The organism is Oceanobacter mangrovi (assembly GCF_019740315.1).
Taxonomy (GTDB): Bacteria; Pseudomonadota; Gammaproteobacteria; order Pseudomonadales; family Oceanobacteraceae; genus Oceanobacter; species Oceanobacter mangrovi.
Genome location: NZ_JAHXZR010000004.1, coordinates 275,467 through 290,235, shown reverse-complemented (window position 1 = coordinate 290,235; position 14,769 = coordinate 275,467). Strand labels below are relative to the sequence as shown.

At 52.5% G+C, this 14,769-nt stretch carries 15 protein-coding genes; 8 read left to right on the top strand and 7 right to left on the bottom strand.

Annotation, left to right across the window (positions count from 1 at the left end):
* The first annotated feature begins 128 nt into the window (after positions 1 to 128).
* The 5 genes from K6123_RS10975 to K6123_RS10955 all read left to right on the top strand — a co-directional run bounded on the left by K6123_RS10975 (position 129) and on the right by K6123_RS10955 (position 4,304).
* Positions 129 to 962, top strand: a complete 834-nt coding sequence (locus K6123_RS10975) for a TRAP transporter TatT component family protein (RefSeq protein WP_246624729.1) — start codon at positions 129 to 131, stop codon at positions 960 to 962.
* Between the two features lie 15 nt (positions 963 to 977).
* Positions 978 to 1,976, top strand: coding sequence for a TRAP transporter substrate-binding protein (locus K6123_RS10970; RefSeq protein WP_221797615.1), 999 nt, complete (start codon positions 978 to 980; stop codon positions 1,974 to 1,976).
* Positions 1,977 to 2,047: 71 nt separating this feature from the next.
* On the top strand, positions 2,048 to 2,584 hold the full coding sequence (locus K6123_RS10965) for a TRAP transporter small permease (protein ID WP_221797613.1): 537 nt from the start codon (positions 2,048 to 2,050) through the stop codon (positions 2,582 to 2,584).
* Positions 2,581 to 3,870 (top strand): TRAP transporter large permease, encoded by a 1,290-nt coding sequence (locus tag K6123_RS10960; RefSeq protein ID WP_221797611.1) that lies wholly within the window; start codon positions 2,581 to 2,583, stop codon positions 3,868 to 3,870. The genes K6123_RS10965 and K6123_RS10960 overlap by 4 nt, the downstream gene beginning before the upstream one ends.
* 188 nt (positions 3,871 to 4,058) lie before the next feature.
* The gene (locus K6123_RS10955; protein ID WP_221797610.1) at positions 4,059 to 4,304 is read left to right on the top strand and encodes a hypothetical protein; all 246 of its coding nucleotides are present in this window, start codon (positions 4,059 to 4,061) and stop codon (positions 4,302 to 4,304) included.
* A gap of 242 nt (positions 4,305 to 4,546) precedes the next feature.
* On the opposite strand, the gene K6123_RS10950 is transcribed toward K6123_RS10955, so the two are convergent.
* The 3 genes from K6123_RS10950 to K6123_RS10940 form a co-directional block, all read right to left on the bottom strand.
* Positions 4,547 to 4,882, bottom strand: a complete 336-nt coding sequence (locus K6123_RS10950; RefSeq protein ID WP_221797608.1) for a L,D-transpeptidase — start codon at positions 4,880 to 4,882, stop codon at positions 4,547 to 4,549.
* A 9-nt stretch (positions 4,883 to 4,891) separates the two neighbouring features.
* Positions 4,892 to 5,563, bottom strand: a complete 672-nt coding sequence (locus tag K6123_RS10945) for a hypothetical protein (protein WP_221797606.1) — start codon at positions 5,561 to 5,563, stop codon at positions 4,892 to 4,894.
* A gap of 238 nt (positions 5,564 to 5,801) precedes the next feature.
* Positions 5,802 to 6,107 (bottom strand): hypothetical protein, encoded by a 306-nt coding sequence (locus tag K6123_RS10940; RefSeq protein WP_221797604.1) that lies wholly within the window; start codon positions 6,105 to 6,107, stop codon positions 5,802 to 5,804.
* A gap of 356 nt (positions 6,108 to 6,463) precedes the next feature.
* On the opposite strand from K6123_RS10940, the gene K6123_RS10935 reads away from it, so the two are divergent.
* From K6123_RS10935 to K6123_RS10925, 3 genes are all read left to right on the top strand, one after another.
* Positions 6,464 to 7,876: a (Fe-S)-binding protein gene (locus tag K6123_RS10935; RefSeq protein WP_221797603.1), complete on the top strand. Its 1,413-nt coding sequence runs from the start codon at positions 6,464 to 6,466 to the stop codon at positions 7,874 to 7,876.
* 216 nt (positions 7,877 to 8,092) lie between these two features.
* Entirely contained in the window at positions 8,093 to 9,328 is a 1,236-nt protein-coding gene (locus K6123_RS10930) for a hypothetical protein (protein WP_221797601.1), read from the top strand.
* Between the two features lie 142 nt (positions 9,329 to 9,470).
* A complete protein-coding gene (locus K6123_RS10925) occupies positions 9,471 to 11,627 on the top strand; it encodes a TonB-dependent receptor (RefSeq protein WP_221797599.1) in 2,157 nt (718 codons plus the stop codon).
* 156 nt (positions 11,628 to 11,783) lie between these two features.
* On the opposite strand, the gene K6123_RS10920 is transcribed toward K6123_RS10925, so the two are convergent.
* From K6123_RS10920 to hisD, 4 genes are all read right to left on the bottom strand, one after another.
* The gene (locus K6123_RS10920) at positions 11,784 to 12,119 is read right to left on the bottom strand and encodes a zinc ribbon domain-containing protein YjdM (protein WP_221797597.1); all 336 of its coding nucleotides are present in this window, start codon (positions 12,117 to 12,119) and stop codon (positions 11,784 to 11,786) included.
* Between the two features lie 228 nt (positions 12,120 to 12,347).
* A complete protein-coding gene (locus tag K6123_RS10915) occupies positions 12,348 to 12,830 on the bottom strand; it encodes a hypothetical protein (protein ID WP_221797595.1) in 483 nt (160 codons plus the stop codon).
* Positions 12,817 to 13,230 (bottom strand): hypothetical protein, encoded by a 414-nt coding sequence (locus tag K6123_RS10910; RefSeq protein ID WP_221797593.1) that lies wholly within the window; start codon positions 13,228 to 13,230, stop codon positions 12,817 to 12,819. The genes K6123_RS10915 and K6123_RS10910 overlap by 14 nt, the downstream gene beginning before the upstream one ends.
* Before the next feature lie 228 nt (positions 13,231 to 13,458).
* Positions 13,459 to 14,763, bottom strand: coding sequence for a histidinol dehydrogenase (gene hisD / locus K6123_RS10905; protein WP_221797591.1), 1,305 nt, complete (start codon positions 14,761 to 14,763; stop codon positions 13,459 to 13,461).
* Positions 14,764 to 14,769: the final 6 nt, after the last annotated feature.

Sequence of the window (14,769 nt, the reverse complement as noted above, 5' to 3'; positions counted from 1 at the left end):
TCATAAAACGGTGAATTGCCGCTCCTGCTGCCCGATGGGCAGTTCGGTTGTGCGCCTGAGTCATTAAACGTACGCATGAAGATGTGTACAATGGCGCGCAATTTTTTCATGGCCAGTCAGTTATTAAGATGAAGAATCTGTTCGTTGCCGCAGCCCTGCTGATGCTCACTGCCTGCTCAGTCAGCAATCTGCCGAATAACCTGTCGCGCTCCATGCTCAACAACGAAAACCCTGATGTTGTTGCTGCCGGTGCGCCCGCTTACCTGTTGTTGCTTGATGCACTGGTACTGACCTATCCAGAGAACGAAGACTTCCTGTTGTCTGCCGCCAAGCTGTATGGTGCCTACTCCGGGGTGTTCTCCGAAGACCCCGAACAGGCCCGCAACATGGCCAACAAGGCGCTTGCCTATTCGACTCGTGCGCTGTGCGAATACGACGATGACGCCTGCGAAGCGGTGAAAAAGCCACAGGACGAGATGCTCGCCATCCTCAAGGAAGACTTCGACGAAGATGACATCGAGGTTTTCTACTCCTACGCCACCTCCAAGGCTGGCTGGATTCAGGCCAACAGCAGCGACTGGAGCGCCATTGCCGAACTGGGTAAAACCAAGGCGCTAATGCAATGGGTTGCCCAATACGATCCGACCTACGACCACGGTACCCTGCAGGTGTATCTGGGCGTCATGGAAACCCAGCTGCCACCGTCACTGGGCGGCAAGCCGGAACTCGGCCGTGAACACTTCGAAAAAGCGCTCGAATACAGCAATGGCAAACACCTGATGGCCAAGGTGCTGTATGCGAAGCAGTACGCACGGCTGATGTTCGATCAGGAACTTCACGACCGTCTGCTCAACGAAGTCATTAATGCGAGCCCGGAGGCCGAAGGCCTGACCCTGATTAATCGCCTGGCCCAGCGCGAAGCCAAAGTGCTGCTGGCCGGCTCCGCCGAATACTTTGAATAATCGAGAGCCCAATCAATGAAAACCAAACTGATCGCCCTCGGGCTGATGCTGCTGGCCATGAGTGGCCTGAGCCAGGCCGCTACTACCCTCAAGATTGCCACGCTGGCGCCAGATGGCACCAACTGGATGAAATCCATGCGTGCTGCTGCTGACCAGATCAGCGCTGAAACCGATGGCCGCGTCAAAATCAAATACTTCCCAGGCGGTATCCAGGGCAGCGACAAGACCGTGCTGCGCAAGATGCAGATCGGTCAGCTCAGCGGTGGTGCCGTGTCTGCCGGAGCACTGGGTGACATCGCCAAGGAAGCCCAGCTTTACAGTCTGCCGTTCACCTTCCGTAACCAGCAGGAACTGTCTGCCGTTCGTTCCGAATTCGACCACTACATTACCGACGCCATGGAAGCCAAGGGCTACGTGGTACTGGGCCTTACCGAAGGTGGCTTCGCCTACCTGATGGGCAACAAGCCACTGCGTACCAAAGCCGACTTCGTTGGTACCAAAGTATGGGCACCGGAAGGCGATGTGGTCACCGCCACCGTATTCCAGAAAGCTGGTATCGAGCCAATTATGCTGCCGCTGTCCGACGTCTACACCAGCCTGCAAACCGGCCTGATCGACACCGTTGGTGTGAACATGACGGCGTCTATCGCACTGCAATGGCATACAAAGCTGACTCACGTTACCGACCTGCCGCTGCTGAGCCTGATGGGCACCATGATTGTCAGCGACAAGTCCTTCAGCAAGATTTCTGCTGACGACCAGGCCATCGTGCGCCGGGTGATGAAAGACACCTACGCAGCCATGGACAGCCAGAACACCAAAGACGAAGAAGGTGCCCGTCAGGCACTGCAAAACAGCGGCCTGACCTTTGTTGAACTGTCTGATGCCGACAAGGCCACCTGGCAGCAACTGGCTGACGAAACCCTGGCCGAACTGGCCAGCAAAGACGTTTACCCGGTCGATATCTACAAAAAGCTGCAAGCGCGCCTGACCGAACTGCGTCAGGGCCAATAAGCACTCGCCCCAGCTGACCCTTGCCTTCGGCCAGACTGGCCGGAGGCAGTTATCCAAGAGATAAGCCCCCTGTGACAAAATCTCCTGCCCGACGCCTGTTGGCGGCAATTCATACGCTCGAAGACGCCCTGTTGGTACTGGTGCTCACCGTGATGGTGGTACTGGCCGCCGTCGATATTCTGACCCGCACACTCGATACCGGCGCCATCCTCTGGATCTCCCCGGCACTGCGGGTAATGGTGCTGTGGCTTGGCCTGCTGGGCGGCATGGTCGCCACCCGCTCGCGTGAACACATCGCCATTGACCTGGTAAACCGGCTGGCACCCGCCCGGGTTGCCCAATTGATTGCCGTGATTACTTCTGCCTTTGCCACTTTTATCTGTGTGCTACTGGCCATTCACGGTCACGCCTATGTAGAACTGGCGAGGGAATTCGGCGACGTTGCTTTTGGTGACGTGCCCGCCTGGCCACTGCAAATCATCATCCCGTTCAGCTTTGCCGTGATGGCCATCCGTTTCGCCATCCAAACGCTGGAATCCCTCTATTACGGCGTGACCGGTAAAACCGCTCCGGCCGACGAAGCAGACGATCAGGAGGCCAACGCATGAGTATTCTGGTGCCACTGATTCTGTTGTTGCTGGCGCTGTCTGGCACGCCACTGTTTGTGGTGATTGCTGCCAGCGCCATCTGGGGCTTCTACCAGACCGACGTCGACCTGATGGTGATGGCCGTTGAGATCTGGCGGATTGCGGAAATGCCGGTGCTGATCGCCATTCCACTGTTCACCTTTGCCGGTTACCTGCTGGGTGAAAGCAAGGCGCCGCAGCGACTGGTACGAATTACCGACGCCTTCCTCGGCTGGATGCCGGGCGGCCTGGCCATCGTTGCGCTGGTGACCTGTGCGTTGTTCACCGCCTTTACCGGCGCTTCCGGCGTGACCATTGTGGCTCTTGGCGCGCTACTGGTTCCGGCGTTGCAAAAATCCGGCTACCCGGAGCGTTTTAACCTAGGTCTGGTAACCACCTCCGGCTCGCTCGGTCTGCTGTTCGCGCCGTCACTGCCACTGATTCTGTATGGCGTAGTGGCCCAGCAAATGTCACTGGATACCCCGGTTTCCATCGACGACCTGTTTATCGCCGGTTTGCTGCCGGGCGCGCTGATGCTGGTTGCACTGTCGCTCTACAGCGGCTGGGTTTCCCGCAACGCCGAACGCGATCACCAGCCCTTCGACAAGGCCGAAGCCTGGGCAGCGCTGAAAGATGTGCGCTGGGAAATGCCACTGCCTTTCCTGGTGCTGGGCGGCATTTATGGCGGCTGGTTTGCGGTATCGGAAGCAGCAGCGATTACCGCTCTGTACGTGCTGATTATTTCCGTGCTGGTACGCCGTGAAATCCCGTTCAAAAAGCTGGTTGTGGTAATGCGCGACTCAATGAAGCTGGTCGGCGCGATCCTGCTGATTCTGGCGGTATCCATGGCCTCCACCAACTACATGATCGACGCCGGTGTGCCCGAGCAAATATTTGGATTCATTCAGCAACACGTCAGCGACGGCTTCACCTTCCTGCTGCTGCTGACCGTATTCCTGCTGATTCTCGGCATGATGCTGGATATCTTCTCAGCCATCGTCATTATGATCCCGATCATACTGCCGATTGCCGTGCAGTACGGCATCCACCCGATCCACCTCGGCATCCTGTTCCTCGCCAACATGCAGCTGGGTTACTTCACCCCGCCCGTTGGCATGAACCTGTTTATCGCCAGCTTCCGCTTTAACAAGCCGGTAATGGAACTGTACCGCGCCACATTGCCGTTCTTCTTTATCCTGCTGGCAACCGTACTCATCATCACCTTCTGGCCAGGCCTCAGCCTTGGCTTGCTCGGTGGTGGTGAATAATCCGCCAGCTTGACCAGCAAACAAAAAGGCCGCTGACTTATGTCAGCGGCTTTTTTTGTGGCAGATAGTGGGCGGAGAACAAACTGGCTCCCACGCTTCGAGACTGCGATAGTATTCGACGGAATTCTTCTCTCAAATACTTTCCACAAATTAAGTGCCAAAAAATATTTAAGAACCAGGAATAAAGGATGAGCGAATTAGATATCACTCTCGACACTAACAGCTTCAATCTGATTTGGAAGTCCTTGCACGCACGCGAGCAGAACCTTCTTCGGGTTATGGAAGAATATGGTGAAGATTCTGATGAAGGCGCTGATGCCCTGAACGACTTGGCCTACCTGCGTTTGTACAAAGAAGGGTTAAGAGAAAAAGCCGAGAAAGCCTTTCACCCAAACTCCTTCATAGTCGATGATCAAGCAACATTTGGACTCTAACCTTCGACTACGCTGATCAGTGCCATTTTCAGCTCCAACACCGACCAGCTATACATACCAACAAGGAAATGGCGTGTCGAAATTGCTTTACACCGAACGCTTAAAGCCTCTCCAAATGGGCTCATACTGCACATCACTTCACACTGTCGTAGCTGAGACTTCATTAAGGAATATTATGATCTCTCAAGTATATTCGTGGTAATTACAAGTGATTTCGGACGAGATCCTAACGGTGTTTTCATTCATTTATCCCAGAACTTTTTGATATCATCTCCTTGCAACCCAACACATCCCTTCGTTCCTGGTAAATTTCCATCTGGATGAATACCGAAACCATGCCTTGTAGTATTAAAATCAGATTCAAGAGGTATAAACCACCCTCTCCCTGTTTTTGGATTTATAAATCCAGCATCCAAATTAGCTCCCTCAACAGCATTATATACTTTGGCAGAGGAATTCCCATCAGGAATAGCTCCTTTACCATAGCCTCCCGTGACAATATCAAACTCATCCGAATCCCACTTGAGCTTGCCAATCATCCGGTTCCCTTCCCCTTTTTTAGTTTTAACAAATGACATTTTAATATATCAATCACTCTCCATTAATATATTCAAATCCATTTTTGAAATACCAGCTTCCTCAGCCACATTCAAAAATCTGTTTGGATTAATTTTTTCAATTCTAGCCAAATCACCAGAAACTACAGATAGAAATGCTCCATCAGCATCTTCAACCAACTCAAAGATAAGCCGCAAGGCAGCGTCATCGCTCATTGCGTAATATGCCAGCTGGTCATAGAATGGACTTACGATAGAAACCCAGTCTGTATTGTTAGATAAGATTTCGTTTTTATTATTTCTGGAGCTGGCAATAAATTTTGAAATATAGACTACCTCCTGGGTTCTCTTGGCCAAAAAATATTCATAGTAGTATTTCACCACCGGATCTCTTTCAGTTGAATAATCTTTCTTAATTTTCTTTATTAACTCCTCTGTCGTATCCAAACCGGCTAGCACAACAAAAGCCGATGCCTTGCTGGACCCCGAATTATCCAGAGAAAAATCATAGATCCAATCAGACAAATCATCTGCGTAGGTGCCTGCTGAAAAAAACAAAAATAAAAAATACATCAAAAGTTTCACAATTATAAAATCCTCTCTATCGTGTACAATCTGCACAGCAATTAAAAATAGAAAACCGAAGCTTATATTTAAAAACCCCATAGAGTCATAGACACCGAATGAGAACTTAATACGCACCTATGCAAAATACCCGGATTAGTTTTATTACAGAGGATCGAAGGGGCTCAACAAAACATGATACGAAGTGAGAAATTAATCACAGAATATAATGTACTACATTAAAAATATAATTACTCAAGCTATGGATTCACGACACAGCCGGTTTGACAGACGTTTCTACGTTAAATGTAGCAATGAGTCTTTTTCAATATTCACCAGAGCTCGCCAGCAACTCGCTTCCATCTATGCAAACAGCTTACAGGAGCGCCGGAACATGTGAGTGCAACCAGAAATAGGCTAGCGTTGCGGCCACGCCCACCAGCAGTTTTCTGGCTGCCTGCCGGTATTGCTTGAAGAGCAACGTCACCATCGATAACAGCAGCAGTAAAGCACACAGCCCCATAACCACCAGAGCAAACAGCAGGTCAATCACATCTCCTGCGCCATAGGGTTCGTTATTGACGACAGGAATACGCTGATAGTGTGTTGCACGAAACAGCAGCCCTCCTGCTGTAAACGCCAGCAGTAATACCAGAACAAAATGATTCAAGCGGTCAATCACGATCTGGCTCCTGTTATGGTTTATGGGTGCATTAGCATGTGAGCTTGCCTGACGGTTCGGCCTCTGACCCTCACGCTTGCCGGAAGCAAACAACAGAGTAACAAACGATTCGGAAAATCCAGACTGATGCCTTTCAACCAGAACGTGACCGAAACACTGATGTCGTCTTTCCGACAGGCTGTTTTATCCAACCATCCGTTTTGTCCGTTTCTAACATTGTCTCCCTGCCAATGCCCTGAATTTCCGCCATTCGCGGCCAGATTTCTGCGCTTTTCTTCCCTGCTGGCCCGGCATATCGCTTGCAATAGCCCGTTGAAAACAGCCTCCCCACGACTTTTGAACAGGGTGTTACGACGGTGAGCAACACAAGCAACGATGCAGATATTTCGCTGCAACTGGACTGGTCTGCCTATAAGGATGCGGGTATGGGTGATGCCTATGCCGATATTCCCAAATACGGTGGCAATTATGCCAAGGCCATCGCCGCCTGTATCAACAGCCGTCAGTGTGAGGCCGAGGGCAAGCAGCTGATGTGCCCGAGTTATCGGGTCAGTGGCGACGAACGGCTGTCCACCGGTGGCCGGGTGCGGTTATTGAAAGCGGCGCTGTCGACGTCGCAGGCGGAGAATCCCTTGCTGAACCCGGAGTTGGCAGAAGCGATGGAGTTGTGTGTCAGCTGTAAGGGCTGCAAGCGCGAATGTGAGGCCAATGTCGATATGCCGCTGATCAAGGCGGAATATCTGGCGCAGAAATATCAGCAGCAGCCGCGACCGTTACGTTCAAAGCTGTTTGCCCAGTGGGCGGATTTACTCGATCAATACCGCTGGCTCGGCGGCCTGATCCGCTTGTACAACCACACGCCGTTGCTGAAACCGCTGGCTGCCAGGGTGCTGAAGTTAAATCCGCAGGCGAATTTACCGGAGCCATCATTTGAACGCCTGAGCCAGCGTCAGCCGGATATCAAACTGCTGCCCGGCAAACGGGTGGCCTTGTTTGTCGACAGCTTTACCCGTCGGTTTGAGCCGCATATTGCCGAAGCCGCAGCAGAGTTGCTGGAGCGTGCCGGTTATCAGGTTGAATGGCTGCAACCGGCCAATGAAACCAGTACTGCCAAGCCGTTGTGCTGTGGCCGTACCCTGCTGGCGCAGGGCATGATTCTGGAAGCCAAGGCCAGTGCCGGGCGGCTGGTGACCAGCATTTGTGAGTATGTTGAGCGCGGCTACACCATTGTTGGGCTGGAAGCCTCTTGCGTGCTGGGGTTGCGTGACGATGCCAAAGCGCTTGGCCTCGGCGACAGCGTTGAACTGGCGGCCCAGCACACCTTGCTGCTGGAAGAGTTTCTCGCGCGTGAACTGAAGTCGGGCCGGCTGGATTTACCCTTCCTCGAAACGGATCAGAAAACCCTGGTGCATGGTCATTGCCATCAGAAAGCCGTCGGCGCGATGAAGTCGGTGCGGCGGATTATGAAGTTGCTGCCAAAACACGATTTTGAGTTTATCGAATCCAGCTGCTGCGGCATGGCCGGGACTTTTGGTCTGGAAGCGGAGCATGCTGATCTCAGTAGCCAAATGGCGAACCAGAGTCTGCTGCCTGCGATTAGTCAGCAACCGGGCTGCACTGTGGTCGCCAACGGTTTTTCCTGTCGCCAGCAGATTCGTCAGCACAGCCAGGCTGAGCCGATTCATTTAGCGGAATTGCTGGCACGACAGCTGCCACCAAAAGTTGCTGTGGAGGCTGAGTCGACACAGACTAATTCAGTGCCAGCCTGACCACCAATGCGGGCGAGACGCCCGCACTCCCTGCCTATTGCCACATACGACGCCATTCCCGGCTATCTCCGGCTACCAGCCAATCACAGCCGGCTTCCACCACTTCTTCACAACAAGCTGACCAGGACTTGCCATCTACCCTACTCAATATGTTATAAAGTTTCACTTTCTGAATTTTAGTTATGTCATAACATAAATCAACAAAGAGACTTCAGCGTGATTCCCAATCAATTCCGTCTGCTGTTGCTGGCTGCAACCGTATCCGCCCTGACTGCCTGTGGCAGTTCCGATAGCAATTCTTCCAGCGATTCTGATGAGCATGAGCACGAAGATGCCCAGCGTTTGCTGTACACCGAAACCACCAGCACCGACATCAATGTGTTCGACCGCGAGGAAGAAGCATTCGAGCTGATTGGTCAGGCGACGGAAGCTGGTACCACGATCATTCGTGCCGATGGTGGTTTGAGCGCGGCGATTGTCAGCAGCACGGGTGTGCAGTTCATCGACAGCGGTCTGGAAGAACATGAAGACGAAGACAGCGACTCAGAAGAAGAGCACGAAGAAGCCAGCATTATTGATGCGCTGACCATCACACGTGCCAATCCGGTCGTTAACATGAGTAATTATCACTTTGCCGTGTTGAACGACGGCACGACCGACCTCTATCCGGTTGACGGCATCGCAGACACCACCGGCCCAACCAGCAATATCAGTATTGACGGTTATACCCAGACTTACCCGGCGCTGGTACTGGATGCCGACAGCAATCTGTATGCGCTGTTTGATGGTGACTCGGTTGACGTGTACCAGGATGGTACTGCCACGGGTACCAGTTTCTCCTGCAGTGATCTGACCGCAGTTGCCCAGGCTGATGCTCTGGCAGTTGTACAGTGTGGGGACGCCTTTACCTATCTGGTCACAGAAACGGATTCAGAAACTGGCGACATCAGTGTCAGCACAGCAGCGGTGACGCCACCAGATGGTGATGAGTTTGCTATGCAGGGAGCCGGTGATCATGTTCTGATTTATAGCAGCAGCGCCGCCAGCCTGGTGCATGCTCACAACGATCACGCCCATAGTGAAGATCCCGGCGTGTCACTCGATGAAGACCAGAGCCTTTGCTTCGCCAGCCTCAATCCACCTGCCACTTATCTGTTGGCAGTACGTGACGACGGTACTTCCGAAGTCATTGATCTGGATGAAGATGATCCGGCAGACCCGGTCAGTATCACCCTCAGCAACGATGCCGACAGCTTCGACTGTGACAACCTCAACTCCGGCGCTGCCGACGACGCCTGGCTGATCACCGACAATGGCAACAGCCTTATCTACGTTATCGACGCCCATGACGGTGGTTCCTATCACCTGCACGGTACTGAAGATCTGGAGGCCGGCGTTGCCGTATCCAGCGTTGCAGTACTGGCGGCACCGGAAGACGAAGACGAGGAATAATTTCCCGGCTGCAGTCACGACATGTAGTGCCCCTACGGGTTTGCCAAATCTTCGTAGGGGCAAGGCATGCCTTGCCTGCAGCGCAGGATACATTCCTGTAGCTGCCCGACCTCCCCGAACAACCGCCCTTGTAGTAGAAACCATGAACAGAATCCAGACACTCTCCCTGCCCGTCAGCCTCGCCGCCGCCAGCCTGTTATCCGCCGCCAGTCATGCCGAAGAATTAACCGACCCGGCCAATAACACTCAGCCAATGGAAGAGATTGTGGTGCAACAGCAGGCACCAACCGCTTCTGAGCTGAACAGTCCCTGGATGGGCCAGGAAGAACTGGCCGGTAACCGCAGTAAGGCACTGGGTGAGGTGCTGGAATCCATTCCTGGTGTCAGTAACGCGTCTTTTGGTCAGGGCGTGGCGCGGCCGGTGGTGCGGGGCTTGTCGGGTAATCGGGTGGAAATCCTGAACTCGGGCTCGGATGCTGCTGATCTGTCGTCAATGAGTTCCGACCACGCCCCCATGGCCGATCTGGCCGCCGCCGATGGTGTTGAGTTGCTGCGAGGTCCACTGGCATTACGCCGCGGTAACAGCAGCCTTGGCGGCGTCGTCAACGTCTTGAACGGCCGCATTCACGATGAAGAATTCGATGGCACCAGCGGTTCGGTAACCGCAGGCTACAGCAGTAACAACCAGGGCAAGACCCTGATTGGTCGTATCGATGCAGGCAACGGCAAAAACGTCCTGCACCTGGATGGTTTCAAACGCGAAACCGGCAACTACACCGCCGGGCGCGGTGGCAGCCGTTCAGGCGAGGTACTCAACAGCGATGCTGACAGCCTGGGAGCAGCTGTCGGTTACAGCCATATTTTCAATATGACGGACTATGTTGGTGTCAGCGTCAGCCATCTGGCCAGCGACTACGCGATTCCCAACGAAGACAATAACGATGTCCGTGTCAAACCGGATCAAACCCGCTATGACTTCAAGGGTTCTGTGAGTCTACCAAGTAGCGGTTTACCTGGCACAGGTTTGAACGACTATTTATTCGGCGGGATTTTTACCGATTTTTCCTGGCACATGAACGTCAGTGACTATCAGCATGATGAAGTCACCGGCAGCAAGGTTGAAGGCCTGTTCTATCAGAAATTCCGTGACCTCCAGACCGAGCTGGCCTGGAGCAGCCTGAGCGGCTGGAACGGATATATTGGCCTCGGTGCCAACTGGCGCAAACTCGAACTCTGCCACGACCACTCCGGTTGCAGCAGCATTCCCGATTACAGCCAATATGAATGGGACGGCAGCCAGGGCAGCGATTTCCTGACCTACGAAGGTGAGGAGTTTGCCCACGATACTCCGATGCCGATCACCAAAACCCGGGATATCGTTGCCTATGCCAGCGCCAGCGGCGACCTGATCATCCATGACAACTACATTGGTCAGCTGGATCTCGCCGCCCGTTATCAACCTCGCCATATCGAAGCCGACCCCAGCAGCATCCGGCCTAACTACCGTCAGGACATCCGCTATTACGATGACAAGGAATACCATCCGCTGACTGTTTCGGCCGCACTGAATGTGACTGCATCTAACGACAGTAGCATTACCGTAACCCTGTCACGGCTGCAGCGCGCACCGGTAGCCGATGAGCTGTACTGGAACGGCGACCACCATGCGACCTTCTCGTTCCAGCTCGATAACAACCAGCTGGATACCGAAACCGCCTATGCTATCGACCTCAGCTGGCAAGGCCATGACACCAACAACGACTGGCGTATTGCCAGCTATTTCTACGACTACGACGGTTATATCTACAACGAGCTGCAGTCCTATCGTGACCCATACCACGGCAATCACGTTTACAAACACGTGCAGCGCGATGCCCAACTGGCCGGACTGGAAGTCAGCTGGCAACACAACCTGAGCAGCCAATGGGATACCCATTTCAAAGCCGCCACCACACGGGGCTGGCTGACGTCCAGTGGCGATTCGCTGCCGCGTATGCCGGCTGACAATCTCAGCCAGTCACTGAGCTGGCACTATGCCAGTGGTCAGGTGATTTCAGAATGGCAATACCATCTGCCACAGACGCAACTGGCCGATGCCGAAAGCCGCACACCAGGCTGGTATCAGCTGAATCTGGCCTGGCACCAGCAACTGGGGCATGGTGCCAACGCACCGCAACTGGATATTCGGGGTAACAACCTGACCGATCGTTATGGTCAGCAGCATACCTCGACATTAAAGGAATACGCCCCGGTGATGGGCCATAATATTTCGCTGGAACTGGCCTGGCCGTTTGGCTGAGGGCTGTCCCGCAAGCTGATCTGACCTACCGTTCCGACCTACCTTTCAAGGCTGTTTAGGTCAGATAAACAAGCGTCGAGAGTGCCATCTGACATAGGCCGATGGCTCGCCGAAGTGGATGGAGCAAGCTTATCCGACCTACCGCTAAAAGCCTGATCAGGCCTTTTTGACGAACGCAGCGGTCACCATCATTTCGCCAACACCATCGACCTTGCAGTCCAGCTGGTGATCCTTGGCATCAATGATTCGACGGATCACAGCCTTGGTGCCAACCTTGATCACGGTAGAGCTACCCTTGACCTTCAGGTCTTTTACCGCTGTGACCTTGTCACCGGCAACCAGCTCAGTACCGTTGGCATCTTTGGCAGTCGGCTCATCGTTCTCGGCGACTTCGTTTGGATTCCACTCATGGGCACATTCCGGGCAAATCAGCATCTGCTGATCTTCGTAAACGTACTCAGACTGACACTTGGGGCATGGAGGCAAGGACATAAATCACCATCTTTGTCTGGAAACTGAGGCGCGGATAGTAGTCGCTATGGCCGCTGATGACGAGCCTTGACATACAATTTATGTGGAAATTGCGTTTTGACGTTAGAGCGACGAAGTTTTCAGAACATCGGACACCAGAAGTTAATAGTAATCGGCTCTTCTCAAAGGTTAGCCAAATCCGATGGAAAAGTTCGTGATGCTACGAACTTTTCCATACCAAAACATTTATTATCCTTCACCATCTGATGGGGCCGGGAATCCTAACTCCACAAGTTTTTCCTTATCTCTTTTAAGCTGCTCAATAAGATTAGTCAAACTATTGTTAAAGGATCCGAAGTCTTTTCCACCGATATAGAAATACATATGCTCAGAATAGTCAGGATCTGACTGAGCCCAAGAATAAGAAAGCCTTGATGCTTTATTAATAGCATCTATTTGGGTGGCGCAGCGGGTATTTATAGGGAAAAGACCTTGCGTACATTGATATGTAAATACTATTGAAAGATTGGTTTTATTTACAACTCTGGCCATATCCCAACCAAGACTCCTGAGGTAATTTATAGCTATATTACTTGGTACGCCATCAAAAGCGACAAATGAGATAGTTTCGTCGCCAATACTTTCACTACTATCTACCAGCATATTAGTCGAACAGGCCGATATAAACAGTGAAAAGGCAACCAGACATATCAAATTTTTAATAACATTCATTTTTTATACCCTTGGCGATATCAAGAGACTGACTCTCATATGAAAATGGTGATTCTACTGCAGCAAAGCTTAGCTCACAGCCTACCTCTCCAGTATTCGAATCCCTTAAAATCACATCTACGCTTCGGCAGGTATAATGTATTAAATCATAATAGCAATACCGGCTAATATTAATTATTTTATTTGACTCAGAATATTCTCGAGTTGTCTTGAGCCCAATCTTTTCCAATGATCCATACAGACTTTCGGCGAAATCCAGATTAGCATCAACAGGAGTGCTCACATAAATAGTATCTGTATCTACACTACCTTGATCCAGCCATTTTCTTGCTTTCAATGATTCACATCCCATCAATGGCAGAATGGGAAGAATTAATAATACGCGGGCCAATACATTCAAATCCGTAGTTCCTTTTCAGTATTCCTTAAATACTCTTGAAGAGACATCGTAAGAAATAGGAATTCCATACCATAATCCACAAGCAGAGCAGCCTAAGCAGTTAAAATACTAGCCCGATTGCAGATGAGCAACAATCCAAAATATCTGACACCAATAAAAAGAAAACCAGACGCCCACAAAAAAGCAGCCCGCAGGCTGCTTTCAGGGGTTCCTGCCAGGACTGACGAATCAGTCCTTGATGCGATATTCGGCGGAACGGGCGTGAGCGGTGAGGAATTCACCACGCGCCAGTGTCGAAGCGGTTTTACCCAGTTCAGAAGCGCCATCGGCTGAGCACATGATCAGTGATGAGCGTTTCTGGAAGTCATACACGCCCAGTGGTGACGAGAAGCGCGCAGTGCCGGAGGTTGGCAGTACGTGGTTCGGGCCAGCACAGTAGTCGCCCAGTGCTTCGGCGGTGTAACGACCCATAAAGATGGCGCCGGCGTGGCGAATGCCCGGCAGCCAGGCTTCCGGATCTTCGACCGACAGCTCCAGGTGTTCCGGTGCAATGCGATTGGCAATCGCGATGGCATCTTCCATTGAACTGGCGTGAATCAGCGCACCACGTTCAGTCAACGAAGTGGTGATGATGTCCTTGCGCTCCATGGTTGGCAGCAGTTTGTTGATGCTGGCTTCAACCTGGTCGAGGAATTCGCTGTCAGTAGAAACCAGAATCGACTGGGCGTCTTCGTCGTGCTCGGCCTGCGAGAACAAATCCATGGCGATCCAGTCGGCGTTGGTTTTACCGTCACAAACCACCAGAATTTCAGATGGACCGGCAATCATGTCGATACCAACCTGGCCGAATACCATACGCTTGGCGGTAGCAACGTAGATGTTGCCCGGGCCAACGATTTTATCCACACCCGGTACCGTTTCCGTGCCATATGCCAGCGCAGCCACAGCTTGGGCGCCACCAATGGTGAATACCCGGCTAACGCCTGCCGCCGCAGCAGCAGCCAATACCAGCTGGTTCAGTTCACCACCCGGCGTTGGCACCACCATGATGATTTCCTGCACACCTGCAACGTGGGCCGGAATGGCGTTCATCAGCACGGAAGACGGGTACGCCGCCTTGCCACCGGGAACATAAATACCAACACGGTCCATCGGGGTGATTTTCTGGCCCAGTACCGTGCCACTGGCTTCGGTGTAGCGCCAGGAATCCTGCTGCTGGTGTTCGTGGTAGGCACGCACGCGCTCGGCAGCGGTTATCAGTGCGTCACGCTGGGTTGCCGGCAAGGTATCCAGAGCTTCCTGCAGCTGTTGCTGGTTCAGCTCCAGCTGAGCCATGGATTCCACCGACATGCGGTCAAACTTGTTGGTGTATTCGATTACCGCGGCATCACCGCGTGTGCGAACATCATTAACGATGTCAGTCACTGCTTGCTGAACGCCCGCATCAGAGACGGCTTCCCAGGACAGCAGGGAATCCATCTGGCTGGTAAAATCGCTCTGGGCAGAACTGAAACGACGAATATTGATAGTCATGGGAAA

What these genes read in the sequence shown, in the direction of transcription:
- K6123_RS10955 (WP_221797610.1), top strand. Translation starts at nt 4,059, where the DNA reads ATGAGCGAATTAGATATCACTCTCGACACTAACAGCTTCAATCTGATT.
- K6123_RS10915 (WP_221797595.1), bottom strand. Translation starts at nt 12,830, where the DNA reads ATGAATGTTATTAAAAATTTGATATGTCTGGTTGCCTTTTCACTGTTT.
- K6123_RS10950 (WP_221797608.1), bottom strand. Translation starts at nt 4,882, where the DNA reads ATGTCATTTGTTAAAACTAAAAAAGGGGAAGGGAACCGGATGATTGGC.
- K6123_RS10970 (WP_221797615.1), top strand. Translation starts at nt 978, where the DNA reads ATGAAAACCAAACTGATCGCCCTCGGGCTGATGCTGCTGGCCATGAGT.
- K6123_RS10920 (WP_221797597.1), bottom strand. Translation starts at nt 12,119, where the DNA reads ATGTCCTTGCCTCCATGCCCCAAGTGTCAGTCTGAGTACGTTTACGAA.
- hisD (WP_221797591.1), bottom strand. Translation starts at nt 14,763, where the DNA reads ATGACTATCAATATTCGTCGTTTCAGTTCTGCCCAGAGCGATTTTACC.
- K6123_RS10925 (WP_221797599.1), top strand. Translation starts at nt 9,471, where the DNA reads ATGAACAGAATCCAGACACTCTCCCTGCCCGTCAGCCTCGCCGCCGCC.
- K6123_RS10960 (WP_221797611.1), top strand. Translation starts at nt 2,581, where the DNA reads ATGAGTATTCTGGTGCCACTGATTCTGTTGTTGCTGGCGCTGTCTGGC.
- K6123_RS10975 (WP_246624729.1), top strand. Translation starts at nt 129, where the DNA reads ATGAAGAATCTGTTCGTTGCCGCAGCCCTGCTGATGCTCACTGCCTGC.